Origin of the sequence: Campylobacter sp. RM16190 (assembly GCF_012978835.1) — a bacterium.
Taxonomy (GTDB): domain Bacteria; phylum Campylobacterota; class Campylobacteria; order Campylobacterales; family Campylobacteraceae; genus Campylobacter_A.
The window spans coordinates 40,906-67,358 of sequence record NZ_LIWS01000004.1; the positions used below are offsets into that span (position 1 = coordinate 40,906).

Consider the following 26,453-nt stretch of genomic DNA (forward strand, 5'->3'; position numbering starts at 1 on the left):
AAAGAGTAATTTTAGTATAATGCTCTTAAAATTTATCTAAATTTAAAGAATGAAATATGAAACAAAAAACTATTTTAGTGATAACAGACGGCATAGGATTTAATCCAAACTCGGAATTTAACGCATTTGCAGCGGCGAAAAAGCCGACTTATGATTGGCTATTTAAAAATGTGCCAAATTCGCTTATCAAGACTTCAGGTCTTGCAGTAGGCTTGCCTGAGGGGCAAATGGGAAATAGCGAAGTAGGTCATATGTGCATAGGAAGCGGGCGGGTTTTGTATCAAAATTTGGTAAAAATTTCGCTTGGGTTTAAAGATAGCTCACTCTCTCAAAACGCAAAGCTAAAAGAGCTTTTTACAAAGTGTAAAAATATCCATATAATCGGGCTTTATAGCGATGGAGGCGTGCACTCTCATCTTGAGCATTTTGAGGATATGTGCAAACTTGCTATAAATAACGGTTGTAGTGTCTATGCTCACGCTATAACAGACGGTAGGGACGTGGCACCTACGAGTGCGGCTGAATTTGTAAGGCAGCTTGAAGAGAAATTTAACGTGGCTACGATTTGCGGTAGATTTTACGCTATGGATAGAGATAAGCGCTGGGATAGGGTAAGTGAGGCTTATAAGACTATGATTGAGGGTGCAAATTTACAGAGCCTAAAACCAAGCGAATATATCCAAAATAGCTATAATGATGGCGTTTTAGACGAGTTTATAAAACCTGCCAGTTTTAACGGCTTTAAAGGGATCGGCAAAGATGACGGAGTTGTGTTTATAAATTTTAGAAACGATAGGATGAGGCAGATTGTAGCGGCGTTTGGTGTGAGCGAATTTAGCGAATTTAAGCGACCTTTTGTAACGCAAAATTTAGTAACTATGACGGAATACGACGCGAATTTTAGCTTTCCTGTTTTGTTTGAAAACGACAAGATAACAAATACTTTAGCAGAGGTTATATCTCGTGCCGGACTTCGCCAGCTTCATACGGCAGAGACGGAGAAATACGCTCATGTGACTTTTTTCTTTAACGGCGGAGTTGAGGAACTGCTTGAAAACGAAACTAGAATTTTAGTCCCAAGCCCAAAAGTTAAAACTTATGACGAAAAGCCTGAAATGAGCGCTGAGGGTGTGTGCGATGCGGTTTTAAAAGCGATTGATGACGGGCAGGATTTTATCGTAGTAAATTTCGCAAACGGCGATATGGTAGGACATACTGGCGATTTTAATGCAGGCGTAAAAGCCGTAGAGGCTGTAGATAGCGCGCTTGGTAAGATTGTCGCTAAGGTAAAAGAAAAGGGCTATGCGATGATAATTACGAGTGATCACGGTAACTGCGAAGAGATGCGAGATAAAAGCGGAATGCTCACAAACCACACGACTTACGATGTGTTTTGCTTCGTGCTGGGTGATGGAGTGAAAGAAGTAAAAACCGGTGGGCTAAACAATATCGCAGCAAGCGTTCTTAAGCTAATGGGGCTTGAAAAACCGACCGAGATGGACGAGCCGCTTTTTTAGATGCGATATTTAAGTTGGTTTGAAAATTTAAGTCTAGTTAAGCTTTTTTAACTTTACTTTGCTAAAATTGTCCAAATTTTAATTTATAAACAGAGGCGAATATTTTTGCTTAATCAAAGCGAATTTTAAATTTACGATACGAGCGTATATTGAAGTGCGTGACTGAGGAAATTTGGGATTTACGGAGGCTAAGCAGAAAAAGATAAGCTAAGAAAGGCAATATATGAAATTTAGTGGAAAAAATGTTCTAATTACCGGCGCAAGCCGCGGCATAGGCGCGCAGATAGCTAAAACTCTTGCAAACATGGGGCTAAAAGTATGGATAAACTACCGCTCAAAGCCTGAGATCGCAGATGCTTTGCAAGCTGAGATCGTAGCTGCCGGCGGTCAAGCTGCCGTGATAAAATTTGATGCAACAGACGAAGATGAGTTTATAAAAGGCATAAATTTGATAGTTGATACCGATGGCGAGCTAAGCTATCTCGTAAATAACGCAGGTATCACAAACGACAAGCTTGCACTTCGCATGAAAACAGACGAGTTTATAAACGTGCTAAATGCAAATTTAACATCTGCCTTCATCGGCTCAAGGGAGGCTTTAAAAGTGATGAGCAAAAAGCGCTTTGGATCCGTTGTAAACGTAGCTTCCATAGTAGGCGAGATGGGAAATGCAGGGCAGGTTAATTACTCTGCAAGTAAAGGCGGGATGATAGCGATGACAAAGAGCCTTGCGAAAGAAGGAGCAAGCAGAAACGTTCGCTTTAACTGTGTAACGCCGGGATTTATACAAACAGACATGACCGAGGTTTTAAGCGAGGAAATCAAGCAAAACTATATCAATAACATCCCGCTAAAACGCCTTGGAGATGCAAGCGAAGTAGCCGAAACTATCGCGTTTTTACTAAGCGATCACGCAAGTTATGTGACAGGCGATGTGCTTAAGGTTAACGGCGGACTTTATATGTAGTTTAAGCAAAAATATATTAAAATCTGAAACATTTTTTATAAGGAGACCTGAAATGGCAGTTTTTGATGATGTTAGAGATGTTGTTGTTGAGCAACTTAGCGTAAGCCCTGAGGCTGTTAAGCCTGATTCAAAGATTATCGAAGATCTAGGCGCTGATTCACTTGACGTTGTTGAGCTTGTTATGGCTTTAGAAGAGAAATTTGAAGTTGAAATTCCAGACAGTGAAGCTGAAAAACTAATTAGCATAAATGACGTTGTAACTTACATAGAGAAGCTAAATAAATAATTCTTTTTTAAACTAAGGAGATATATTGAGAAGAGTTGTAGTCACCGGAATCGGTATGATAAATGCTCTTGGACTCGATAAAGAGAGCTCTTTTAAAGCTATCTGCGAGGGCAAGAGCGGAGTAAAGAAGATAACGTCTTTTGATGTTTCTGAATATCCTGTTCAAATCGCCGCTGAAATTACCGACTTTGATCCTCTAACCGTAATGGACGGAAAAGAGGTTAAGAAAGTCGATAGGTTTATACAACTTGGTATCAAAGCAGCTCGCGAAGCTATGCAGGACGCAAATTTCGGCGAATTTGACGCTAGCGAATTTGGCATAAGCTCGGCTGCTGGTATCGGCGGACTGCCAAATATCGAGAAAAACTCAAATATACTGCTCGAAAAAGGTCCTAAAAAAATATCTCCGTTTTTCATCCCTTCTGCGCTAGTAAATATGCTTGGTGGCATAATTTCTATCGAGCATGGGCTTAGAGGACCAAACATTTCAAGCGTTACGGCTTGTGCGGCCTCTACACATGCGATATGTGAAGCTGCTAAGACTATAATGATAGGCGAAGCCGAAAAAATGCTTGTCGTAGGTGCAGAATCAACAATATGCGGTGTAGGTGTCGGCGGATTTGCCGCTATGAAGGCACTTTCAACCAGAAACGATGAGCCTGAGAAAGCCTCTCGTCCGTTTGACGCTGATCGTGACGGCTTTGTCATGGGTGAGGGAAGCGGAGCTTTGGTGCTTGAAGAATTTGAGAGTGCTAAGGCAAGAGGAGCTAAAATTTATGCCGAGATAGTAGGCTTTGGCGAGAGTGGAGATGCTTATCACATCACAGCTCCGACTCTTGAAGGACCGCTAAATGCCATGAAAAAAGCTCTTAAAATGGCAGGAGATGTTAAGATCGACTACATCAACGCTCACGGAACTTCAACTCCAACGAACGATAGAAATGAAACAGCTGCGCTAAAAGAGCTATTTGGCAGCAACTGCCCGCCTGTGAGCTCTACGAAAGGTCAAACTGGACACTGCTTGGGTGCTGCAGGAGCGATAGAAGCTGTAGTATCTATCATGGCTTTGCGTGACGGAATCATACCTCCAACTATAAATCACACAACAAAAGATCCTGAGTGCGACTTGGACTATGTGCCAAATGTCGCTAGAAAAGCCGAGCTTAAAGCTATCATGAGCAACTCGTTTGGCTTTGGCGGAACGAACGGTTCGGTAATATTTAAAAAATTGGACTAAGATGGCTAGTTATTTAGATTTTGAAAAGAGTATTAAGCAGATAGATGATGATATAGCGAATGCTAAAATTCGCGGTGATGAGCATGCTGTTGAAATTTTAAATAAAAATCTAGAAAAAGAGACTGCTAAAATTTACAAAAATTTAAACGAGTATCAAAGGCTAAGCCTTGCTCGTCATCCTGATCGCCCGTATGCGATAGACTATGTGCGCGGGATGATGACTGATTATTACGAAATTCACGGTGATAGGGCATTTCGCGATGATCATGCTATAGTTTGCTATATAGGCTATATCGGCTCAAAAAAAGTAGTCGTTATAGGCGAGCAAAAGGGTCGCGGCACCAAAAACAAGCTAAAAAGAAATTTCGGCATGCCTCATCCTGAAGGGTATAGAAAAGCTCTTCGTGTGGCAAAACTTGCCGAGAAATTTGGCTTACCGATACTATTTTTGATAGACACTCCGGGCGCATATCCGGGAATTGCGGCAGAAGAGCGCGGACAGAGCGAAGCTATAGCTAGAAACCTCTTTGAATTTGCAAATTTAAAAACTCCTATGATAGCCGTTGTGATCGGCGAAGGTGGAAGTGGCGGAGCGCTTGCGATAGGCGTGGCAGATAAGCTTGCGATGATGAGAAACTCGGTATTTTCTGTTATATCTCCTGAGGGTTGTGCTGCGATACTTTGGAACGATCCAAGCAAGCAAGAACAAGCTACCAAGGCTATGAAGATAACTGCCGATGATCTAAAGAGCCTAAATTTGATAGATGACGTTATCGAAGAGCCGATAAACGGTGCTCATAGAGATAAAGAAAGTGCCGTAAAAGCACTTGCGACATATTTTACAGATGAGCTTGCTAAGCTTGAAGATCAAAGTATGGAGCAAATTTTAAGCGCTAGAATGAATAAAATTTTATCTGTCGGAGCTTTCCAAGAGGGCAAGTAAGCTTGTTTATATCTTGCTCTTTAAATTTTTATTTACTTCGAAAATACTTATTTGCACTTAACTAATTAAATTAAACACATATCGCTTTAAAATACAAAAATCTATTTAGAGAGTATTTGATTAAATAGTATATTAATGATTTTTAAAGGAATTTTTAGTATAGTTTGAATATCAATGATTATTGTTATTGAAATATTTTTATTAAAGGAGGACTATATGAGAAATTCGTTTGAAAAAGCCTTTGCTTTTTCTATTCTAACCGCTGCTGCTGTTTTGCAAGTTAATGCTGCAGAAGCAGACACAAAACCTGTCAAAGTAGTCTTAGATAAGGTTACCGTAACTGCTACTAAAACGCCGATAAAGGTTGAAGAAGTTCCGGCTAATGTGAGCATAACCACCAGTGATGATATTAAGGCAAAAGCTTCTGCAACAGATGCATATAAAGCAATAAAACATATGGCAGGAGTTGAGCCTATGGGCGGAGGAATGGCAGAAAGTTTATATATTCGCGGTAAAACCCCATCTGTTCTAAGTAATGGTAGGGATATGAATTTTTTTTCGGACATAGCAAATAATCCTTCTGTGTCTATGAACTCAATTGAGCGAATTGAGGTATTAAAAGGTCCTCAAGCAGCAATTCACGGTGCTAAAGCAACCTCAGGTGTTGTAAATATCATCAGAAAAAAAGGCGATGTTGATAATCCTTTCATAGAAACTGGGGTATTTGCAGGCACAGGAAAACAATTTGGAGCAAATCTTAGCCTTGGTGGAGGCACTAATTTTAATAGTGGGGGGGGGGAATTCGCTCACTTACTTTCTTGACATAGCTTCATCTAAACAAGATAAATACAAAACTCCAAAAGGCACTATTCCTCATACCGAAAAAGATCAAAAAAATATATTTGCACGTGTTGATTATGCCTTTGCCGATAGCCATGAGATAAGCTTTGATTTTACACAAGATAAAAGTGATAAGACACAAGGCTGGTATGGCTCATATTATAATCAAAACGATTGGAGCAATATCTACAACAATATATATGATACCAAAAGCGGATTTTTAACCTATGAGGGTAAATTTAGTGAAATGTTTTCGCTATATTCCAACTTAGGGATCATAAAGCGAACGTTTGATATGACTTACGGTTCCAATACAAAACCCGAAGATTTTTTTGCAAAACAGGTCAATGCTATTTATAAAGAAAAAGCATTACAAGGCGAAATCAGAGGCACAATAAATTGGCTAGAAGATGAAAAACTTAGAAATATAATCGGTTTACAGTATAAAAAAGTCGATATGAATGCAAGAAATTATGAATTTGAAAAACCAAGCCCTAGTATGGATTTTGATAAAAGCGAGAAAAATGTCTCTCCTTTTGCTCAAATAGAGTATAAGCCTATCCCTTACGCTCTTTTTGTGGCCGGAATTCGTCACGATAGCTACGATACTGCAGGTAAAAAGATGAAAGCCACAAGTCCAAATTTTGGCATCTCTATATTCCCTTTTGCAGGCACAGGGTATGATTATACTACTCTTTGGGTAGGATATAGTAAGGCGTTTAATACGCCTAGCGCACCGCAAAGATATCTACCTAAATTCTTGGGAGGGAATCCTGATTTGAAGCCTGAGAAAGCAAAAGGCTATGAAATAGGATTAAAACAACGCCTTAGTGATTGGGGAAATCTGGAAGTAAGTTATTACAATACCGACTATAAAGACCAAATAAGACTTATACTACTTCCTAACAATGAATGGTTATATTTTAACGAAGGAAATTCAAAAGTAAGAGGATTTGAAATTTCAAGTGAATTTTATCCGATCGATTGGCTGATCCTAAATTTAGCATATTCAAACTCAAAAACTAAAAACGCTGAGGGTAAGAGGTTATACGGAACGCCTGATAGAAGCTTAAAATACGGTGCAACTATAGTAGATTTGGCTGGATTTGATTTTTCAATTCAAGCTACAAATGCTTTGGACTTGAAAATTAGCGATGGTTCAAAACATCCTAGCCAAAACAAAACCATCGTCGATGCAAAACTTAGCTATAGATATGAACTTGGTGGATTTACTCTAACTCCATTTGTAGAGGTTGAAAACCTAGCCGATAAGCTTTATTATAGCCTTGGTGGCGAATCATCGATAAACGAAGGTCGAGTTTGGAGAGCGGGTCTTAACCTAAAATATGATTTTAAATGATATTAAAGGAAAACAATGAAAAAGATGATTTTTAGCATAATAGCATTATGTGCTATGGCTTTTGGTTTAAAAGCTCATGATTTTTTTATAAATTTAAGTGAATCAATGGAACATAAGCCCGGAAGCATAGGTGTAAATATAGGCTGGGGTCATGCCTTGCCTTTTGATGATTTCTTTATGGGAAACAGTTTAGAGAAATATGAAATTTATGATCCGAATATGAAAAAGACGGAGTTTAAATTTGATAAAACTGCCAACGAAGGTATTGAAACAAGAGTTTATCAAGAAAAACCTAGTAAAGATTTTCCTGAAGCTTTGGTTTTTAACGGAGATATGCTTGCAAATAAAGTTTATTTTACAGATACTTCAGCAAAAGGTGTATATCAAGTAGCTGCAGCAACAAGAAACGTTCAATTCTCTACTTGGAAAGATGAAAAAGGTAGAGAAAAATGGGGCAGAATTTATCTAAATGAGATAAAGGGCGCAAAAGAAATTTCAATGTCTTTGAATTTTCAAAGTTTTGCTAAGGCTTATGTAAGTGTAAGCGAATGGAAAAAACCAAAACCAATAGGGCATGATCTTGAAATAATCCCTATTAGTGACTTAAGCAATTTAAAAGTAGGTGATGAAGTAGAGTTTGAGGTTTTGTTTATGGGCGAACTTTTAAATGAAAAAATAAACGGTATGCCGATCACAATTAAAGCTTATGGCGAGCAAAGCGGAGCAGGATTTATAGGTTCTTACGTCAATAGTAGTGGTAAAACTAAATTTCGCGTAACCTCTAGTGGTAGATGGCTTACAGTAGTAAATCTGAGAAAAGACATAAATAAAAAAATAGCCCCTGAGCTAGTCGGGAAAGCTCTGCATAAAGGTTACAATGCAAGCGCTACCTTTTTCGTAAAAGAGAGGTAAAACTAAAAGCAAAATTTGAGCGCGATGAAAATTTGCGCTCAAGCTAGCTTGTTGCCAAAATATATAATTCCCACTCCAAAGATCACAAAGGCTAGTCCTATGATGTCAAATTTGTTCATCATCTCCTTTTCCACAAATATCATCCACAAAAACGAAGATAGTATATAGATGCCGCCGTATATGGCGTAAATTCTACCTGCGGCTTCAAGGTCGATTTTGGTTAGGATGTAAGCAAACAGTATGAGTGAGATTAGTCCTGCTCCAAGCCAAGCAGGAGATTTAGCAAGTCTAAAATATAGCCAAAATGAAAAGCAGCCAAAAATTTCAAAAAACGATGCGGCTAAAAATAGATAGATGTTTGTTATCACGGGTTGCCTTTGTCTAAAATTTGGGCGAATTATATCAGAAATTTGGATAAATTTTGATAGTTAAAATCATATAATGAAGTTGATTTAAAAAGAGAAAAGAGCCTAAAATAGGCTCTTAAATTTTAGTGAAGCTCGCTCCAAACTTTGCGTTTCCATAGCCAGCCAAAGATTCCAAAGATTAGGAAGTATATCATTATGTAAATTCCCAAACTCTCTCTTTCGGCTTTTTTCTCATCGCCCGCTTTTTGCATATAAGCTACGACTTGCTCTTCGGCTTTTTTGTTTAGACCGACTCTTGGCATAGCTGTGCCAGAAAGCATTTTTTGTGTGTCGTTGATAAATTTATGCAAATAATCAGCACCCTTTGAGCGTATCATCATAGATAGATCAGGTGGGTTTGACCCCATGTATTCGGCTAAATTCGCGCGGTTTGTAAAGACGTATTGTTTTTCGTATTTCATGTCGTGACATCTTTGGCAAGAGTCTGCAAATACTTTCTCATCACTTACTTCTTTTGGTGCAACTGACTTAAGATAAGCTACCATATCGGCAAGTTCTTGGTTTATGTCTTCACCGCCCGCTCCGAAAAATGCAGGCATCGGGTAAGGATTTTCGTCATTAAATTTATGCTTTAGTTTTAGCGCTATGTTTGGATTTTTTATGACCGCTGCAAGGAAAGCGTCATCATATAGATATCCCGCAGTGCTTAGATCAGGCGGAACTACCTTATAAGCTTCGCTTGCACTTGCATTATCCATAGGAGCAGGCATGCCTGCAACCTCAAGTCCGTGACAACCCGCACAGCCTGCGTTCATAAACACCTCTGCACCTTTTTGTGCGTTGCCTTTTTTGAAGTCTATAGCACCTATTTCAGCCCAGAAAGTTTTATACTCTTCAAGAGAGTCTTTCGCCTCTTGCAGGTCTTTTTCCGCATTTTTTATCTTAGCTGCTTCTCCAAGCTTTTTTGCGCTCTCTAAATCAGCCTCTCTTTTGCTAGCTACTACTTCAGCTTGCTTTACGTCGCCCTCGGCAAAGTTGTAATTAACAGGATCTACCTTAGGGTGCATGATAGAGTGAGCGTAAGGCTCGATGCCCCAGTATGTTATCAACGATAGAACAACAACAACCATAAGAATTTTTAGCTCTCTCATTTGCCACCTCTTTTCTTTTCAAGCGTAGTTATGATAGGCAGTACCACAAGAAGCAAGATAAAGAATGTAATCGTTGAGTAAAATCCTATCCATGAATTTGAAATTCCCATTGTAACTCCGTCTGCAGGAAGCTTTCCAAATATCGTAAGAACTATCATGTCAATCACTAGTAGCCAGAACCATACGAAAAAGCCCTTTCTCTCGTGCGCAGGAGCAACAACATCGCTTCTATCGTATATCGGCATGAAAAATAGCGCGATACCCGCAAATGCAAACGCGATAAGACCGATATTGTAAGCAGAGAAGCCAAATATATCAAAGAAAAATCCGCGTAAAATTTCATACTGCCACAAGAAATACCACTCAGGATAGATGTGCGGTGGAGTTTTAAGCGGGTTGCCCGGCTCAAAGTTGATCGGATCCATCGCGAAGTTGAAGTGAAAGCACACAAGATAGAAGAAAAAGATCATGAAAAATCCGATATACATGAAGTCTTTTGCTAAAAATCCCGGCCAGAAAGGTATAACCTTCGCGTTTGCCTTGTCGCCTTTTAGATATTTTTCAGCTTCTATGTCAAAGTCTATTTCCTCGCCTGTTTCATTGTTTACGTGAGGAATTCTAAGCGTATAGAAGTGAAGTGCGATAACAGCTATTAAAACAAGCGGAAGCAAGCATACGTGAAGCATGAAAAAGCGTGTTAGGGTTGAGTCGCTAACCGCATAGTCGCCTCTGATCCACTCAACTACCGCATCTCCTATCACAGGAATTCCGCCAAATAAGTTTGTGATAACCATCGCCGCCCAGTAGCTCATTTGACCCCATGGAAGCATATATCCGCTAAAAGCTTCAGCCGAAAATAGTATGAAAAGCAGCATACCGCTTACCCAGATAAGCTCTCTGCCTTTTTTATACGAGCCGTAATAAATCGCAGTAAATGTGTGAATGTATATGATCAAAAAGATCACAGATGCGGCAACTGCGTGTATATGTCGCCATAGCCAGCCGTACTCAACCTCTTTCATGATAGTGTAGTTTACGCTGTCAAAGGCTAAATTTATATCAGGTTTATAATACATCATAAGCAAAAAGCCCGTTATCAAAAGCAATACAAAAAGCGTCGTAAGGATAACGCCCATAGCCCACAAGAAATTTATGTTTTTCGGTATCCAGTACTCGCTAACTAGCACTTTCATCATTTTATTAAGCGCTATTCTTTGATCCAGCCAGTCTATTATCCCCGTTGATTTACGAATTTGTGACATATTTTCCTCCTATGCCTGAGCTACAAGTTTTTCATACTCAGGACCCGTTTCGCCAAGTACTAGCTTGGTCCCGTCTATCTTAAACGGCGGTATATCAAGAGGTCTTGGAGGAGGACCGAAGGTATTGATACCGTCTACGTTAAATTCTCCCGCGTGACAGGCGCAGATAAAGACTTGCTTGCTTGCTCTCCACTCAGGAATACAGCCAAGATGGGTGCAAAGTGCTATAGCTACTATATATCTTGAATCCCCGACTACTACGTCTCTTTTGTCGTTAGCAGGCATATTTGCATCTTTTTTTAGAATAAAGATAGGTTTTTTACGCCATTCGATTTGGCGCATTTCACCGTCTTTCATAGGACTAAGATCTACGGTAGTAAATCCTGCCGCTTTTACGCTTGGAAGCGGATCCCAAGTTTTTTTGACGGCTACAAGCGAAAAAGCACCGCCTACGGCAGCAACCGCACCGAATGCCAATCCGATAAAATTCCGTCTGTCTTGTTTTACGGACATTAGTTTCCTTTCTTATAATAATTTTTAACTATTATATCTTTGTAAAGTTTAAAATCTCATTTTATTGGCTAAAAATATAAAATTTTAAGTTATATTAAATGGTTTATTAGTAATAATATTCTCTTGTTTTCATTATATCTTTTGGCGAAATATTATAGTGCCTCTTGAAAGCTTTGGCGAAATAACCTTGATTTTTAAATCCTACGGCTGCTGATATTTCCGATATATTCATTTCCGAATTTTTTGCTAAATTAAAGGCGTGTTTTATCCTTTCTTTATGTAAAAATTCATAAGGAGTTTGATTAAATAGCTTTTTAAAACCAAATTTTAACTTAAATTCATTTAGTTTGATCTTTCTTGCAAGCTCTTTTATACTAGGTGGATTTTGGATATTGGATGCTAAAATTTCTTTTGCTTTTATTATTGCTGCTTTGTTAGATTCACTCAAGATGACATGATTATTTTGTTTTTTATATTTCTTAAGGCTAATAAATTCATTATGTATTGCTCCAAAACCTTACTCTCTAATTGGTTTTTGACTGTTGTAAAACTTTGTTTTCAAAAGGGTTTATAATATCTGAAAAATTATTTTTTATAAAGTTGTTGCTTATAAAAATTCCTGCATTTATATTATTTTTCCCTTGTTCGGCTTGTAAATCTGCCAGTAGATTGTTTGCGGTTGATATGGTAGTTAAATTATTGCAATATTTTATTTTTGAATTAAACGTTTTTAAAGTAGCCCCTCCTTCAATAGTAAAATTTATAAAAAATCTATTAACGGGATAAAGATCGTTTATGATTTTAGTATCGTTTTTAAAACTAAATTTTATATCCAAAAATCCATATCATCATTGATTTGGACTCTTTTTGTAGATATCCTCATCTCTTTTTCGTCAATGTCTCCACCATCATAACGATGCAGTTTTTGAAAAATTTCATCCACTTTAATTTTTTTCACAAAAATTCCTAAAATCGTAAAAATAAATTCTTTGAGTACAAAAATATTATTGATACCAAAACTCAAAATGATTATACTACTATTTGATAATTTTTTTACTTAAAGGGCTTATTGTGATAAAAATATAGTTTAATATTAAGCATTGCTGTTTGCGTAAGTTGCTATGGGGCTGATAGTCTAAAACTTGACGAGGTAACCATAACCGAACAAAAAACTGATGAAATAGCTATAGATGTTCCTTTATCTATCGGAATTTTAAGCGGAAATGATTTAGATGATAAGCAGATAAATAAATTTAGAAAATATAACTAACTTGACCTCAAATTTATCGATATTTAACGCAAGTGGAATAGTTGTGGGAAGTTTTGCGGGGCAATATCTAGCTATCACAAACATAATGCCTATAAATTTAAGCTTTTGGCTTGGGCATCAAAGGTATGAATTTATAGAGCTTGGAAGAATTTGGCAGATAATTCTCTTCGTGGAGCTTGTTGTATGGATGGTGCTTTTGCTTCGCGGCTTTGTAGGCGGATTTAAAGCCGGTGGAGATAAAATTTACTCGCTATATTTGCAGCTTCAGCCATAGCCGTGGGGCTGTTTTACGGAGCGGGGTTATTTTACGGTCAAAGAAGCCCGATTCCTGTTATGGAGTACTGGCGCTGGTGGGTAGTTCATCTTTGGGTTGAAGGATTTTTCGAGGTATTTGCTACGGCTTCGCTAGCTTTTGTCTTTGTTAGCCTTGGGCTTGCTTCAAAGAAAATGGCTACGTTTGCTACTCTTGCAAGTGCGAGTATATTTATGATAGGAGGAATTCCTGGCACCTTTCACCACTTATACTTTTCAGGAACCACGACACCTATAATGGCGGTTGGAGCCAGCTTTTCAGCTCTTGAGGTAGTGCCTTTAGTGCTACTTGGATATGAAGCGTTTCAGCACTATAGGATGCAGTTTGCTCAAACATGGGCAAAGACGCTTAAATGGCCGCTTTACTGCTTTATCGCCGTTGCGTTTTGGAATATGCTAGGTGCGGGGGTATTTGGATTTTTGATAAATCCTCCGATAGCTTTATTTTATATCCAAGGATTAAATACAACTCCTGTTCACGCGCATGCGGCGCTATTTGGCGTCTATGGATTTTTAGCGCTTGGCTTTATTTGGCTAGCTACTATTTATATTTATAAGGATAAAGAGTTTAACGATACTCTTATGAAGGTTGGATTTTGGTCGCTAAACTGGGGACTTATACTCATGATTTTAACCTCGCTTTTGCCTATAGGAATTTATCAAGCCGTAGCAAGTCTTGAAGTGGGTATGTGGTATGCAAGAAGTGCTGAATTTTTGCAAAGCGAACACCTGCAAATGCTAAGATGGATAAGGATGATAGGCGACACGATATTTATAGTGGGCGGAATTTGCTTCTTTATACAAATTTGTAAATTTATATTCGGCAAGCCTTCGCTTAAGGCTTAAGATTATAACCGACCTCTAAAATAGGGGTCGGTGTAGTTAAATTTCGATATTTATTGTTATATTGTTTTAGTAACTAAAAAATAGTAATACGAAGAATAATTATAAAATAAATGCTTAAGTATATTTCTTGTATGATAATGTTAATTAAGTTTTTAGATTCAAAATGATTATGACAAGAGACTATATTACATTTCCTCAACGAAAAATTAAAAAAAATTATCGTTCAGTTACTGGACATTTTCCAAGTGTAAAAAATAATAAGTCTATTGGTTTTGAATCATTATTAGAAAAGCATCATTTTTTGTATTTAGAATTTGATGATAATGTTATATCGTATTATGAGCAACCACAAATAAAAATACACTTCAATAACAGAAACATGACTTATAGTTTAGATTGCTATATTGTAAGAGATCAAAAATTAGGTCTCAAAGACTCTTTGATCGAAGTTAAATATACTAATGAGATTGATAGAAGAAAATCATATTTTGAAGATAAATTCGAAGCTACAAGAAAGTTTGCGCATGAATATGATTTAGAGTTTGATTTGTTTACTGAAAAATCATTAAATTTGACATATTTGGAAAATATAGATTTTTTATACAGATATAAATTAAATCCTATTGAAGTTGAGTTTGAAGACGAAATAATTTCTGCTTTGAAATATTATAAGAAATTAACTGCATTTGACTTGGTAAAAAAGATTACTTCAAATCTAATTGATTATCCCATTGTTTCAAATTTTATATGGATGCTAGTAGTTCAAAAAAAGATAAAAGCTTGCTTGGATATAGAAAAACTGACTATGAATTCATATTTGGAGATAACGCAATGAGCAATGTTATAAGTTTTGAAATCGGCACAAAGATTTTCTATGAAGAAGTGGAATATTATATTAAGGCCTATACGAATTTTGATGAAGTTATACTTAAAAAAAGTACAAATCCTTTTGATCAGAGGCTAGTAAAGGTAAATGAACTTATACGAGATCCTAGAAATATTAAACGGCTTGACAAAACATTATCTCAAATCAAAGATGAAGAGTTTGATTTAGTGTTGAAAAAGTATAAAATTATTGAGCCATTGCTGAAGCTTGAAAATAGAACAGCAAAAGATGTAGAAAAATAGCTAAAAAATATAAAAAGGGAATATCTACTATATATAGATGGATTAGTCTTTATGAAGATTATGGCACTTTATCGTCTTTAATAACTAGAAGAGAGTATTGCGGAGGAAAAGGCAAAAGCAGGCTAGATGATTCAGTAGATGTAATCATTGAAAAAGTAATAGAGGAGATGTATTTAAATAAACAACGATATCCTCTGACAAGTATATACAATAAGATTGTAGAGAAGTGTAGTATGGCAGGTTTTAAAATTCCTACTAAAAACACAATACGTAATCGAATCAACGCCGTCAATCCAAAGATAATTGCCAAGCATAGAAAAGGGATAACAGTTAGAGAGACTAGGGGAATGCCAAATCGTTTTCCGGAAGTAAGAATGCCTTTGGATATTATTCAAATTGATCATACAAAGATGGATGTTATGATTGTTGATGAAGATACAAGAAAGAGTATAGGAAGACCTTATATTACTGTAGCTATTGATGTGTTTAGCAGGATGATATATGGGTTTTATATTAGCCTAGAGGCTCCGGGATATTTTAGTGTCGGACAGTGTCTACTCAATGCTATTTTGCCCAAAGATGATTTGATGCAGCGTTATGGCATTCAAGGAGAGTGGCCAGTTTATGGACTTCCTCGTAAAATACATATGGATAACGGCAAGGATTTTAGAAGTATAAGTCTGCATAAATTTTGTGAAGAATATAGAATTGAAGATATATATCGTCCTGTAGCTAGGCCTGAATTTGGGGGAGCAGTAGAAAGAGTAATCGGAACATGTATGAAAAAAATACATGAAATACCTGGAGCAACTTTTTCTAACACTGCTGATAAAGGTAACTATAATTCTGAGGAACAAGCTGTAATGACTATGCATGAGCTTGAAAAGTGGTATTTGGATTTTGTAGTAAATGTCTACCATTGTACAGAACATAGTTCATTAGGCATGACGCCTAAAGAGAAATTTTATCAAGGTTTATTAGGAGTAGGAGAAGATAAATCAATTCCATTTTTGCCTACAGTTCCTGCCGATACATTGAAACTTAGAATGGCATTGTTGCCAGAAATAAGAAGAGCTGTGCAAAAAAATGGTATTACTATTGATTACATTACTTACTTTAGTGAATACCTTAGAAAATGGATTATACCAAGCCAATATAAAAAATTAAAACCGGACTTAAATAATAGAGTTGTTTGCAAAAGAGATCCAAGAGATGTGAGTAAAATTTATATTTATGATGAAGATATAAATGATTACATTGCTATTCCGTATGCCGATATAAGAAAGCCAAAGATGAACTTATCGGAACTAAGAGCTTCTATAGCGGAAGCAAGGCGTATAATAACCGGAAGAGAGCTAGAATCTTATGATATATTTGAAGCTTATAATAGATTGCATCAGTATACTTTAGATGCCATGTATCAGAAAAAATCAATTAAAAGAAAACATAATTCAAAAAAACATCAAGAAAAAACACTTAAAATAGATAAAGAAAGAATTGACTATAAAGAAGAAAATGATGCATTAAAATTGAATAATGAGAAGAATGATGGCGGTAATGGATATGAAATATATTCGGTTGAATAAATGAATAGCAGAAATTTAACTTCAGAAGCTTTTGAATTTTTATCAAAAAGTGACGAAGAAAGAATTAGTTATTGTAAGCAGGATCATTGGATAGCATATCCTGCTGCCAATAAATTAATAGAATTGCTTGAGGATAAATTTTCAGATCCACCTCAAATGAGGCATGAGGGGCTTTTGGTTTATGGCGATTCTAACAATGGAAAAACAGCTATTTTAAAAAAGATGTATCGTTTGCATAATGCTAATTTGGACTATGTGAAATATGATAAGGAGTGTATATATGAAATACCGATTATATATTTTCAAGCTCCAACCATGCCAGATGAAGGTAGGTTATATTCTCTTATTTTAAATGAGTTATTTGTGCCACATAAGCTAACTGAAAAAATTATAGAAAAGTCAAAATTAGTAGAAAGGCATCTTAAAAAACTTAATACTAGGATGATTTTAATTGATGAAATTCATAGTGCTTTAACGGGAAATTTAAACAAACAACGTACTTTTATTAATGATTTAAAGCAGCTAAGCAATAATTTGTCACTAACAATAGTTTTAGCCGGAACAAAAGAGGCTTATTCTGCATTATCTATAGGATCAGAAACTGAATCCAGATTTCCTGCGATAGAATTACCAAGATGGAGTAATGACAAAAAATTTCGTTCATTTATAGCAACTTACGAAAGATGTTTGCCTTTAAAAGAGGCTTCCAATATGGCAGACGATGCGGAGATTATAAGTGTATTATTTCATAAGTCAGAAGGATTGATTGGCAAAACGGTTAATTTGCTTAAAAAAGCTGCCGTAAAATCAATAAAATCAAAGAGAGAAAAAATTATAGTCTCTGATATAGAGTATTTGCCTAAGCTATGACATGAATAAGCAAAGAAGGGCCAATAATTGGGTTGAGGATTATTTCTTTTTAGTTGTTCCGCATCCTCTTAAAGATGAATTATTGAGTTCATGGCTTACTCGCATGGCGAGTAAGCATTTTCAAAAGCTTTCTTCATTTTTTACATTGTTTATCAAAAAAGATGGAAGTTTGGTTAGTAGGACAGATATAGATTTTTTATATGATGAAAAGCTATTTGACTATATATCTTTAAAGAGTGGTTTAGACAAACAAAATGTTTTAAAAATGTCTCTTAGAAGTGAAGAAGGGCATCTGTTTTCTTGCAATAATTGTCTTTATCCGCCCAAGCAGATTAGAAAGTTAAAAGACAAGCGCACTCATCATGGGCTAATGTTTTGTCCAAAATGCTTATCTGAGGATACAGTTCCTTACTATAGAAAGTATTGGAGATATTATTTTTATAATGCCTGCACTAAGCATAAAGTATTTCTCACTGATAGATGCTGGAGTTGCTATCAAGAAATTAGATTGGATAAGATAAATCGTTTTCAAGAAATTTGTTTTTGCAGCAAATGCAATAGAGATTTACGTTTAACTACTACTATGCCTATATATAGTAATTTTGAATATGGGTTAAAGGCCATCCGATGGTTTCAAATGGGACTTGATAGGGGTTATTTTATTATTGATAAACAAAAAATTAATTCACTTTTTGTATTTCAGATTTTTACCAAACTGTGTTGCATGCTAAACAACATAAGACTTTTAGTGCTTGATTTTTTTCCTTTATTAGATGAGTATAAAATAATTTGCAACAAACTTAATTTGTATAACTCTAAAAAGACTTTGTCAATACAAAAAGATTTCGTATTGACCGCGATGGTGTATTATCTTTTTCAAAACTACCCTAATAATTTGTTAAATTTCATAAAACAAAATAAATTAACCTATAGAGAATTTATACATGGTTTTAATGATATTCCATTCTGGTATAAAGAAATAGTAGGTAGTCTTATACCGCCACAAAATAAGATAGGCAGATTAATAAGTGAAAACGAAGTTGTGTCTGCGATTAGATATCTAAGAAGTATTGATAAGATTGTAAATCAAAAAAATGTAGCTGATGTTATTGGATGCCACTATACTGTACATAGGCAATTCGTAAGAATTTATAAACAAATAATATAGTTTAATAATTTATAGATAAGCAATATCTAGTTTCATACCTTGCTTAATAGTCCACTTGCCCATCTAATTAAATCTCTTTTTGATAGATCTTTTGTGTGTTCATGATTTTTTGTTACAAATTTTAAAGGAGTATTCTTATATATATTTTTTATATTTTCTATTGTCATATCATCTATAAAATATAAATTTATAAAAAAATCAAAAGTATTTTGTGTTACTGGATTGTTTGAAATAATCACCCAAGTACTTGCCGATGAATTTTCCCTATTTTCAATATCCAGTAACCCTATATGTAAATTATTGTACTTAAAAGTTGCTGTAATGTATTCTTTTTCTCTTTGATTTAGTTTGCATTTTGGTTTAACTTTTCCGGTTTTTTGGTCTATGATTTGTGGTAGCTTTTGAACATTATTTTTGACTAAACCTTCTATGTTGCATTCGGTTTTTAAAAAATCAATATACTTATTGAATGCTTCAAAATTTTTAATGCGTTCGTCGTCAATTTTCTTCATGATATATTCTTTTAGTTTTGTGCCGAGCACAACTTTTCTTATTGTGCTTACGCCTTTAATCTGCGATTCGGTAGTGCTTTGATCTATTGGCGTATTGTTTAAAGCGTATTCTTTTATCTGTAATATTTTTATTATGCTATCAATAGTTTCTTCTTTTTCTTTTACTTCTATGCCGCATAAGCTTCCACAAGAAAAATTTTTGTCTTTATAAATTTGTTATAAAAATATGCACGAGTCGCTGGCGCTTCTTTAAGTATCTCTGTTGTGTCATGTAGCATCATGGACTTTACAGTGGGTAATGACGAAAAATCTTTCATACTTTTTATAATATTATCTTTTTGAATTATTTTAAGAAGTTTTGTGAATCCGAGACTTGAATAATCATTAGTAATTTCATGTATGAAATAAGTAAGCTTGCCATGCTTATCATTAATGAGTGATGCCCTAGATTCAATTCTAAATTCATCCATAATAGGAAATTTTGCTTTTATTGGCATGTTTTTCACTGTTTTATTTTTCATATAATTGAGATAGGATTGTATGTAGGCACTGATGTCCTCAAAACATTTCTTGGAATACTCTTGGCATACAAAGCGATGTATATGAGCTGCATCTTCGTCTGATTTTTTCTGCTTTAGTATAATTGTAGCCTTATTGTTTTCAATATATGCTCCTTGATGCAGATTGTCTAGTTGATCTCTAAATACAGCCTCTCTTAAACTAGTAAATCTGAAATAATAGTATATTGCAACCGCATAGTGCGGGATTATTACATTGAAATTGTCAAAACAAATATAATAGCAATATATTTGTTTAGCGTATTTTAGATATGGATTTAATAATTTATCAAAAAGATAAAAAATTTCACTTTCTTCTATCAGTTCTTCTAATTTAAATGTGTTATCTTTATTTATCATATAAGTATTGATATTAAAGTTAAATCTTTGTATCTCATTATTAATTATTTCTGTTGTTTTGCACCCATTCAAGAAATACTTCCTGACAGGAAAATGAGTAAAAAGTAGCTCCGGAGAAAGATTGTAGCTAAAAGTATAATTTTTTTCATAGTTTTTTATTATAACCTTGAATTTATTATTTGCATAATCATCACTATTAAGCATTAGTCTTATTGGGAGTAGAATTTCAAAAATATCTTTAGGATTTTTTGCCATAAATTCCGGGATTATATTCCTAGTGGTTTTGTTTCTCCTCATTTCCATTCTCATTTTTTATTGTATATATTATCAATTTTTATTTCCTATTCTCATTTTATTTTGACTTTGACAAAATTGCTTAATATAAATGTGTAAAATATCAATCGCAGCAGGTGTAATGCCCGAAATTTCACTTGCTGCAAATAGCGTAGGCGGCGCAAATTTTTCAAGTTTTTCTACCACCTCGTTGCTAAGTCCGCTGATACCGCGGAAGCTAAAGTCTTCAGGAATTTTGACGCTCATCATATCTTTCATTTTATCGATTTGGTTTTTTTGTTCGTTTATGTAGTGCTTGTATTTGCATTCGATTAAAATTTGCTCCAAGCTAGCTTCGTCTAAATTTTCAAAGAATTCATCCAGTTTGCGCAGTTTTTCTTCGTTAAAGCTCTTTCTGGCGACTATCTTTTGAAGTGTGATTTTTTCGCTGATGATATCTTCATTTAAGCTTGCAAGCATAGCTAAATTCTCTTTTGACGGAGTTAACTCGCGACTTTCTAAAATTTCAAGCCCTTTAGCTAAATTTGCTCTTATGCTTTCTATTTTTTCGTAGGTTTTTGCATCTATTAGCCCAAGCTCGCGTCCGTATGAACCAAGTCTTAAAATCGCGTTATCTTCGCGCAAAAGCAAGCGGTATTCTGCTCTGCTGGTAAACATTCTATAAGGCTCTTTTGTGCCTTTTGTGACCAGATCATCTATCATCACGCCGATATACGCTTCATCTCGGCGCAAGACTAAAGGCTCTTTTTCATCGATACTTAAAACCGCATTTATGCCTGCCATGAGCCCTTGTGCACCCGCTTCTTCGTATCCTGTCGTGCCGTTTATCTGGCCTGCTAGGTAAAGCCCTTTTATCTTTTTGGTTTCTAAACTGTGTTTTAGCTCGGTAGGCTCGACGTAGTCGTACTCGATAGCATATCCGTGGCGAACTATGCGAGCCTTTTCAAAGCCTTTTACCGAGCGCAGCATCTTAACTTGCACCTCGTAAGGAAGGCTCGTTGAAAAGCCGTTGATGTAGTATTCAGTCGCTTCAAGAGTTTGAGGCTCGATGAAAAGATGGTGGCGCTCTTTATCGGCAAAGCGATTTATCTTATCCTCTATGCTTGGGCAGTATCTTGGTCCAACGCCTTCGATCTGTCCCGTAAAAAGAGGTGCTTTATCAAAATTTGAGCGGATAGTTTCGTGCGTGATGTCGTTTGTGTAAGCGATGTAGCAAGGCAGTTGGGTGGGGTTAAAATTTTCTGTTCTAAAGCTAAACGGCTTTGGATTTTCATCTCCGCCTTGCTTTTCAAGCACGCTAAAATCAATCGTCTTGGCATCTATCCTTGGACAAGTTCCCGTTTTTAGCCTGCCCATTTTAAGCCCTAAATTTGCAAGGCTTGAGCTTAAATTCGTAGAGCTTAGCTCGCCAACGCGTCCTGCTTTAAGCTTGTTAAATCCAACGTGAATAAGCCCGTTTAAAAAAGTTCCCGTAGTAATGATGAGCTTTTTGGCTCCATACGTATTTTCAAGATGTGTTTTTACGCCTGTTATTTCGCCGTTTTGAGTTAAAATTTCAGTTGCTATCTCTTGAGAAATTTCCAAATTTGGAGTGTTTAAAAGCAAATTTCGCATATAGACTCTATATCTATCCATATCAATTTGCGCTCTTGAACCGCGAACCGCAGGACCCTTGCTCTCATTTAGCACGCGAAACTGAATTCCTGTAGCGTCCGTTGCAAGCCCCATAGCTCCGCCAAGTGCGTCTATCTCTTTTACGAGATGACCTTTTGCTAGTCCTCCGATTGCGGGATTACAGCTTGCTGCACCGATTTGCTCTGCTAGAATTGTTATAAGAAGTGTTTTTTTACCCATTTTTGCAGCCGCCGTGCAAGCTTCAATGCCCGCATGACCGCCGCCGATCACGACTACATCATAATTATCCACTAAATTTGCCTTTTAAAAATAAAGGGGATTTTAACTAAAAACTTATAAAGGACAGCTGATTAAGATTGTATAAAATTTTAGTTATAATTTTATAAAAATTTATTAGTTTTTTAATATCTGTCAAATTTTTGGAGTTAAATTTAGTGCTAGAAATTTTAAAATCAAAAAGCGTTTTATATGCAGAAGATGAGCCAAGTGTCGCAAACGAGGTTATAGTTCTTTTGAATATGTTTTTTAAAGAGGTTTTTTATGCAAAAAACGGAAAAGAGGTTTTAGAAATTTATGAAGAAAAAACTCCAGACATGCTTTTGCTTGATGTGTCTATGCCTATTTTAGATGGGCTTGAAGCGCTTAAAGCTATAAGAAAAAAAGATAAAGATACCGTTGCCGTTATGCTTACCGCTTTTGATGATAAAAGTACGCTTTTAAGGGCTGTAGAGCTAAATATAACAAAATTTTTAGTAAAGCCTTTTAACAAACAAAATTTCATCTCCATGCTTGAAAGTTGTGCTAAAAAATTTACTTTAAAAGATATAAAAATAGATGAAATTTATACTCTATCGCTTGAAAATATGCATATACAAAGCAAGCAAAATTCTGATATAAAACTTACTAAAAAGGAGTTTTTACTTCTTAAATTTATGCTTGAAAATAGAGGCAGAGTTTGTCAATTTGATGAAATTTTAAATGTGGTTTATGAGTATGATAAGGGTAGCAAAGACAGCTTAAAAGCTATAATTAAAGAGCTAAGGAAAAAATGTGAATTTCTAGCTCTTGAAAACTCTTTCGGGCTAGGGTATATACTTAAGTGAAGCTATCTATAAAAATTAAAACACTAAGCGTTGTTTTGGTTATTTTTATGATGTTTTTATCGGTATTTTCATATCTTCGTTATGAAAACATGAAGAGCATAAGTCAAAATAACATACAAACTACAAATTTTAGACTTCAAAATCTAATCAAGCGCAACATATCTAGCCTTAATGAGTTTTTACATAATAGAGCCGAAGCGAATTTTAACTCTACAGGAGTTAGGCATGCTTTGAGAAATTCTCTTTCAAATGAGCTTTACATGCTTAGTTTGGGTAGGTATAAAATTTTGTCCAAAGAGAATATTTTTCTAAAACAGATGGTGTTTTTTGATAATAATTTTAAACTCATAACAAAGATGAATGATAGTATAAATTTGCCTATGATAAAGGGATGGAATGACGGATTTTATCTATATAAAGATGAGGTTTTATTTATAAGTTCTACGAAAAACGAAGACGGATATATTGTTTTTATTTTTGATGCAAAGCATTTTTTGGATCTTATCGAAAAAGAGGGTTATACCAAGGCTAAATTTGTTCTTGATTCCGAGCTTAATAGTTTTAAGAAGGCTAAAATAGGCATACTTGATAGAGTGTCAAATCCGTTTTTATCTTTTGAAAATTTATATATGTTTGAAGATAAACTTACTTTGATGCATAAATTTAATATAGATTTTTTGGATAGCAAAAGCGGATATATCGTAGTTTTTGAGGATATGTCAGCACTAAATAAAGATATAAAAAAGGCTTTTTACGTAACTGTTGGCGTTGGGTTTATTATGTTTGTGAGTGCTTTTTTGATACTTAATTACGCTTTTAACGTTTTGATTAAAAGGCTTGAGATAAGCGAGCGCAGTTTAGCCTTTGCAAATGAAAATTTAAAAAACGAGGTAAAAACCCAAACCGAGCAGATCATACAAAAAGAGCGGGTTATGATACATCAAAACCGCTTAGCAAGTATGGGTGAGATGCTCTCAAATATCTCTCATCAGTGGAAGCAGCCTCTAAGCGCACTTTCTGCAATCATCACAAAGCTTGATCTTATGAATGACGTGAGCGAGATTAAAAGAGAGGATTTGAGAGAAAATTTGAGTAAGTCTTCACAGATAATTGATTTTATGTCAAAAACAATCACTGATTTTAAGCTATTTTTTGCAAAAGAGAGTGAAAAAAGAGTTTTTAGTATCAAAGAAGAGTGCGATAAGACTATAAATCTTGTAAGTGCGCTTTTAAGCTCAAAGTCAATAGATATCAAAAGAGAGTATAGGTCAAATTTTGAAATTTTAGGCTATGCCGGGGAGTTTTCTCAAGTAGTCTTAAATCTTATCACTAACGCCAAGGATGCTATCTTGCAAAATAGCGTGGTAGATGGAATTATAACTATTAGCATTTATGAAGATGAAAAATTTGTAAAAGTGAGTGTAAAAGATAACGCAGGAGGCATTAAGGTTGAACCGATAGATAAAATTTATGGGCCTTATTTTAGCACTAAAGACAATAAAATAGGCACCGGAATAGGACTTTATATGAGTAAAACAATTATAGAAGAGCGATTTGGTGGCACTTTAACTGCGATAAATTTAGACGGCGGTGCAATATTTGAGATAATTTTGTCTAAAACCTCTTAAATCTCCCTATTTTCTCCCTGATTCCAATTATAATTTTTGAAATTTGATTTCAAGGAGGACGTAGTGGAGTTTTTAACACTTGTTATTATTACTATTTGCATGTATCTGCTAATGTTTAAGCCTGAGCGAGAGAAACTTGCTTTTGGTATGTTTGGGGCGGCTACTTTTATCCTTGTAGGAATGTGGTTTGTTACCACTTTTGGCTCCATCTTTGGCAACGGAAACTACTAGGAGGATATGATGAATAGTTGTCTAAACGAAAAGAATTTCAATCTAGTAATGGCTACGGCGATCATGCTTATTTTGGTTATTCCTGTCGGAATAGCTAATGTTTGGCTCGGATATGTCGTAAGAGAAAGCCCTTGCGCGCTTTGTTGGTGGGAGCGTATGGGTATGATTTTAGTGGGACTTCTAGGCTTTTTTATGCTTAGATACGGACCAAGACTAAAATACGTTATATCGGTATTTTTACTTGCGGCTTTTGGTATCCATATGGGCTTAAGACATCTTGGAAATTTCGTTCAGCTTGATGTAGATATGGGTCTTGGGGCTGAGATTATGGGTATTAGAACCTATACTTGGGCTGCAATAGTTTATTGGGCTGTAGTTATAGTGATGTCGCTTTTTTAATGTTTATAAAAAGAAGCGAAGAGTTAAATGCTGATTTTACCGGGCAAAGAAGCGTTATTAAGCCTTTTAGCAAATTTGGCAAAATTGTATTTTACATCTCTTTTGCTCTTGTTATTTCAAACGGTGCTCAAGCGTTTTTTACCCACGGAATTCCTCCATACGGAGGCAAAGCGCCAAACGATAGAATGAGTCTGAATTTGCCTATGATAAGCAAGACTTGGGAGACTTACATTTGGGATAGATTAAAGAGCTTTAGTATAAAAAAGGATTATCCTGAAAAGCCTTATATACACGGTATTTTTAATACTAAGAAATTTAACGAAAACTTTGCAAGCGGAGCTTTTGAAGAAGCTAAAAAGCTTCAAATTTTATCCGTTAAAGAGATTGGTATTAAGATGAATAAAGGCGATATGATAGCCGCCGTATCTTACGATAATAAAAATGAAGAATTCGCCTTTACTTCGCACTATGGCGGAAGTTATTTTACAAAAGATCTAAATACGGCTAGCAAATTTGCAGTAGTTGATTATCAAAATAGCTGGAATTTAGGACACACTACGGCAACTGCTTTTACTGGCGAAAATTTGCTAGTAATCGGGCAAAACAAGACGGCTTACGGTTTAAGAAAGCTTGAAAAGCCTATGGATGAAGTTATTCAGTATAGAACGTTTTTAGAGACAAGCGGAGATTACGGAAGCTTTTTTGAAAAGAATGTGGATAGATACACCAAAGACGGAAGACCTTTTTTAACCACGATAAGGGCTAAACAAGCTTACGCTTTGGCTTTTGGGTCCGATGAGAAATTTATGTATACAGTAAGTGCCGCAAATAGAGTTGTTAAAAATGTCGTTGTCAGCAAATTTCTTATAAGCGAAAGAAAGATGAGCTCTGAAGCTTATATCAAACCTTCTAAGGATTTAAAGCTTAAAGAAAAAAGAAATTTAAAAGACTATTACGTTGTGGGTGCTGCTGTTGATGGCGATAGAATTCTAGCTTATAGTAGAGAGTATAGCACACTTTTAAGTATCGATAAAAACAGCTTTGAGGTTAAAGATGTGTATGAGATGCCGCTTATGAAAGAGCCTCATTCACTTGCAGTAAGTAAAGATAAACTATATGTGCTTGGTTTTGAAAACGGAAAGAATTTATTATATGAAATAGAAAAGCCGTTTTGAAATTTGATTTAACTTGTTTGTGA

The 26,453-nt window shown here is 35.5% G+C and carries 30 protein-coding genes; 20 read left to right on the forward strand and 10 right to left on the reverse strand.

Annotated features, from left to right (window positions below; translation table 11 throughout):
* The first annotated feature begins 56 nt into the window (after positions 1-56).
* From gpmI to CDOM16190_RS05505, 8 genes are all read left to right on the forward strand, one after another.
* Complete coding sequence (gpmI, locus tag CDOM16190_RS05470) at positions 57-1,517, forward strand: 2,3-bisphosphoglycerate-independent phosphoglycerate mutase (RefSeq protein ID WP_170019235.1); 1,461 nt, start codon at positions 57-59, stop codon at positions 1,515-1,517.
* A gap of 223 nt (positions 1,518-1,740) precedes the next feature.
* On the forward strand, positions 1,741-2,484 hold the full coding sequence (gene fabG, locus CDOM16190_RS05475; protein WP_170019236.1) for a 3-oxoacyl-ACP reductase FabG: 744 nt from the start codon (positions 1,741-1,743) through the stop codon (positions 2,482-2,484).
* 52 nt (positions 2,485-2,536) lie between these two features.
* A complete protein-coding gene (gene acpP, locus CDOM16190_RS05480) occupies positions 2,537-2,770 on the forward strand; it encodes an acyl carrier protein (RefSeq protein WP_170019237.1) in 234 nt (77 codons plus the stop codon).
* Between the two features lie 25 nt (positions 2,771-2,795).
* Positions 2,796-4,007, forward strand: a complete 1,212-nt coding sequence (locus CDOM16190_RS05485) for a beta-ketoacyl-ACP synthase II (protein ID WP_170019238.1) — start codon at positions 2,796-2,798, stop codon at positions 4,005-4,007.
* 1 nt (position 4,008) lies between these two features.
* On the forward strand, positions 4,009-4,950 hold the full coding sequence (accA, locus tag CDOM16190_RS05490; protein ID WP_170019239.1) for an acetyl-CoA carboxylase carboxyl transferase subunit alpha: 942 nt from the start codon (positions 4,009-4,011) through the stop codon (positions 4,948-4,950).
* A 216-nt stretch (positions 4,951-5,166) separates the two neighbouring features.
* Entirely contained in the window at positions 5,167-5,772 is a 606-nt protein-coding gene (locus CDOM16190_RS05495; RefSeq protein WP_170019240.1) for a TonB-dependent receptor plug domain-containing protein, read from the forward strand.
* The gene (locus CDOM16190_RS05500) at positions 5,696-7,150 is read left to right on the forward strand and encodes a TonB-dependent receptor (protein ID WP_170019241.1); all 1,455 of its coding nucleotides are present in this window, start codon (positions 5,696-5,698) and stop codon (positions 7,148-7,150) included. Before CDOM16190_RS05495 ends, CDOM16190_RS05500 begins: the two co-directional genes overlap by 77 nt.
* Before the next feature lie 15 nt (positions 7,151-7,165).
* Positions 7,166-8,062 (forward strand): DUF4198 domain-containing protein, encoded by an 897-nt coding sequence (locus tag CDOM16190_RS05505; protein ID WP_170019242.1) that lies wholly within the window; start codon positions 7,166-7,168, stop codon positions 8,060-8,062.
* Positions 8,063-8,100: 38 nt separating this feature from the next.
* Here the strand turns inward: CDOM16190_RS05505 and CDOM16190_RS05510 are convergent, their stop codons facing one another.
* The 7 genes from CDOM16190_RS05510 to CDOM16190_RS10845 all read right to left on the reverse strand — a co-directional run bounded on the left by CDOM16190_RS05510 (position 8,101) and on the right by CDOM16190_RS10845 (position 12,314).
* On the reverse strand, positions 8,101-8,430 hold the full coding sequence (locus CDOM16190_RS05510; RefSeq protein ID WP_349644378.1) for a YnfA family protein: 330 nt from the start codon (positions 8,428-8,430) through the stop codon (positions 8,101-8,103).
* A 122-nt stretch (positions 8,431-8,552) separates the two neighbouring features.
* Positions 8,553-9,581, reverse strand: a complete 1,029-nt coding sequence (locus CDOM16190_RS05515) for a c-type cytochrome (protein WP_170019243.1) — start codon at positions 9,579-9,581, stop codon at positions 8,553-8,555.
* On the reverse strand, positions 9,578-10,843 hold the full coding sequence (locus tag CDOM16190_RS05520) for a cytochrome b (RefSeq protein WP_170019244.1): 1,266 nt from the start codon (positions 10,841-10,843) through the stop codon (positions 9,578-9,580). Before CDOM16190_RS05520 ends, CDOM16190_RS05515 begins: the two co-directional genes overlap by 4 nt.
* 9 nt (positions 10,844-10,852) lie before the next feature.
* Positions 10,853-11,356 (reverse strand): ubiquinol-cytochrome c reductase iron-sulfur subunit, encoded by a 504-nt coding sequence (gene petA, locus CDOM16190_RS05525; RefSeq protein WP_170019245.1) that lies wholly within the window; start codon positions 11,354-11,356, stop codon positions 10,853-10,855.
* Positions 11,357-11,462: 106 nt separating this feature from the next.
* Complete coding sequence (locus CDOM16190_RS05530; protein ID WP_170019246.1) at positions 11,463-11,804, reverse strand: helix-turn-helix domain-containing protein; 342 nt, start codon at positions 11,802-11,804, stop codon at positions 11,463-11,465.
* Between the two features lie 76 nt (positions 11,805-11,880).
* Entirely contained in the window at positions 11,881-12,192 is a 312-nt protein-coding gene (locus CDOM16190_RS05535; RefSeq protein ID WP_170019247.1) for a hypothetical protein, read from the reverse strand.
* The gene (locus CDOM16190_RS10845; RefSeq protein ID WP_283956941.1) at positions 12,183-12,314 is read right to left on the reverse strand and encodes a hypothetical protein; all 132 of its coding nucleotides are present in this window, start codon (positions 12,312-12,314) and stop codon (positions 12,183-12,185) included. The genes CDOM16190_RS05535 and CDOM16190_RS10845 overlap by 10 nt, the downstream gene beginning before the upstream one ends.
* A 355-nt stretch (positions 12,315-12,669) precedes the next feature.
* Here CDOM16190_RS10845 and CDOM16190_RS10700 point away from each other — a divergent pair, with 355 nt between their 5' ends.
* From CDOM16190_RS10700 to CDOM16190_RS05565, 7 genes are all read left to right on the forward strand, one after another.
* Entirely contained in the window at positions 12,670-12,900 is a 231-nt protein-coding gene (locus tag CDOM16190_RS10700; RefSeq protein ID WP_249934121.1) for a hypothetical protein, read from the forward strand.
* A gap of 2 nt (positions 12,901-12,902) precedes the next feature.
* Positions 12,903-13,784, forward strand: coding sequence for a cbb3-type cytochrome c oxidase subunit I (locus tag CDOM16190_RS05540; protein WP_349644379.1), 882 nt, complete (start codon positions 12,903-12,905; stop codon positions 13,782-13,784).
* Between the two features lie 163 nt (positions 13,785-13,947).
* Positions 13,948-14,619, forward strand: coding sequence for a TnsA endonuclease N-terminal domain-containing protein (locus CDOM16190_RS05545; RefSeq protein WP_170019248.1), 672 nt, complete (start codon positions 13,948-13,950; stop codon positions 14,617-14,619).
* Positions 14,616-14,912, forward strand: coding sequence for a hypothetical protein (locus tag CDOM16190_RS05550; protein ID WP_170019249.1), 297 nt, complete (start codon positions 14,616-14,618; stop codon positions 14,910-14,912). The genes CDOM16190_RS05545 and CDOM16190_RS05550 overlap by 4 nt, the downstream gene beginning before the upstream one ends.
* Before the next feature lie 233 nt (positions 14,913-15,145).
* Positions 15,146-16,498 (forward strand): TnsB C-terminal domain-containing protein, encoded by a 1,353-nt coding sequence (locus CDOM16190_RS05555; RefSeq protein ID WP_170019250.1) that lies wholly within the window; start codon positions 15,146-15,148, stop codon positions 16,496-16,498.
* Positions 16,499-17,368: a TniB family NTP-binding protein gene (locus tag CDOM16190_RS05560; RefSeq protein ID WP_170019251.1), complete on the forward strand. Its 870-nt coding sequence runs from the start codon at positions 16,499-16,501 to the stop codon at positions 17,366-17,368. It abuts the gene before it with no gap.
* A 1-nt stretch (position 17,369) separates the two neighbouring features.
* Positions 17,370-18,536: a TniQ family protein gene (locus CDOM16190_RS05565; RefSeq protein ID WP_170019252.1), complete on the forward strand. Its 1,167-nt coding sequence runs from the start codon at positions 17,370-17,372 to the stop codon at positions 18,534-18,536.
* A 32-nt stretch (positions 18,537-18,568) separates the two neighbouring features.
* Here the strand turns inward: CDOM16190_RS05565 and CDOM16190_RS05570 are convergent, their stop codons facing one another.
* From CDOM16190_RS05570 to mnmG, 3 genes are all read right to left on the reverse strand, one after another.
* Complete coding sequence (locus CDOM16190_RS05570) at positions 18,569-19,048, reverse strand: Tn7-like element transposition protein TnsE (RefSeq protein ID WP_170019253.1); 480 nt, start codon at positions 19,046-19,048, stop codon at positions 18,569-18,571.
* A gap of 167 nt (positions 19,049-19,215) precedes the next feature.
* Positions 19,216-20,262 (reverse strand): hypothetical protein, encoded by a 1,047-nt coding sequence (locus tag CDOM16190_RS05575; protein WP_170019254.1) that lies wholly within the window; start codon positions 20,260-20,262, stop codon positions 19,216-19,218.
* Positions 20,263-20,292: 30 nt separating this feature from the next.
* Positions 20,293-22,185: a tRNA uridine-5-carboxymethylaminomethyl(34) synthesis enzyme MnmG gene (gene mnmG / locus CDOM16190_RS05580; RefSeq protein ID WP_170019255.1), complete on the reverse strand. Its 1,893-nt coding sequence runs from the start codon at positions 22,183-22,185 to the stop codon at positions 20,293-20,295.
* Positions 22,186-22,328: 143 nt separating this feature from the next.
* On the opposite strand from mnmG, the gene CDOM16190_RS05585 reads away from it, so the two are divergent.
* From CDOM16190_RS05585 to CDOM16190_RS05605, 5 genes are all read left to right on the forward strand, one after another.
* A complete protein-coding gene (locus CDOM16190_RS05585) occupies positions 22,329-22,997 on the forward strand; it encodes a response regulator transcription factor (protein WP_170019256.1) in 669 nt (222 codons plus the stop codon).
* The gene (locus CDOM16190_RS10910) at positions 22,994-24,625 is read left to right on the forward strand and encodes a sensor histidine kinase (protein WP_170019257.1); all 1,632 of its coding nucleotides are present in this window, start codon (positions 22,994-22,996) and stop codon (positions 24,623-24,625) included. The genes CDOM16190_RS05585 and CDOM16190_RS10910 overlap by 4 nt, the downstream gene beginning before the upstream one ends.
* A 63-nt stretch (positions 24,626-24,688) precedes the next feature.
* Positions 24,689-24,856, forward strand: coding sequence for a dihydroneopterin aldolase (locus CDOM16190_RS05595; protein ID WP_169972802.1), 168 nt, complete (start codon positions 24,689-24,691; stop codon positions 24,854-24,856).
* 9 nt (positions 24,857-24,865) lie between these two features.
* On the forward strand, positions 24,866-25,255 hold the full coding sequence (locus CDOM16190_RS05600) for a disulfide bond formation protein B (RefSeq protein WP_170019258.1): 390 nt from the start codon (positions 24,866-24,868) through the stop codon (positions 25,253-25,255).
* Entirely contained in the window at positions 25,255-26,430 is a 1,176-nt protein-coding gene (locus tag CDOM16190_RS05605) for a hypothetical protein (protein ID WP_170019259.1), read from the forward strand. The genes CDOM16190_RS05600 and CDOM16190_RS05605 overlap by 1 nt, the downstream gene beginning before the upstream one ends.
* Positions 26,431-26,453: the final 23 nt, after the last annotated feature.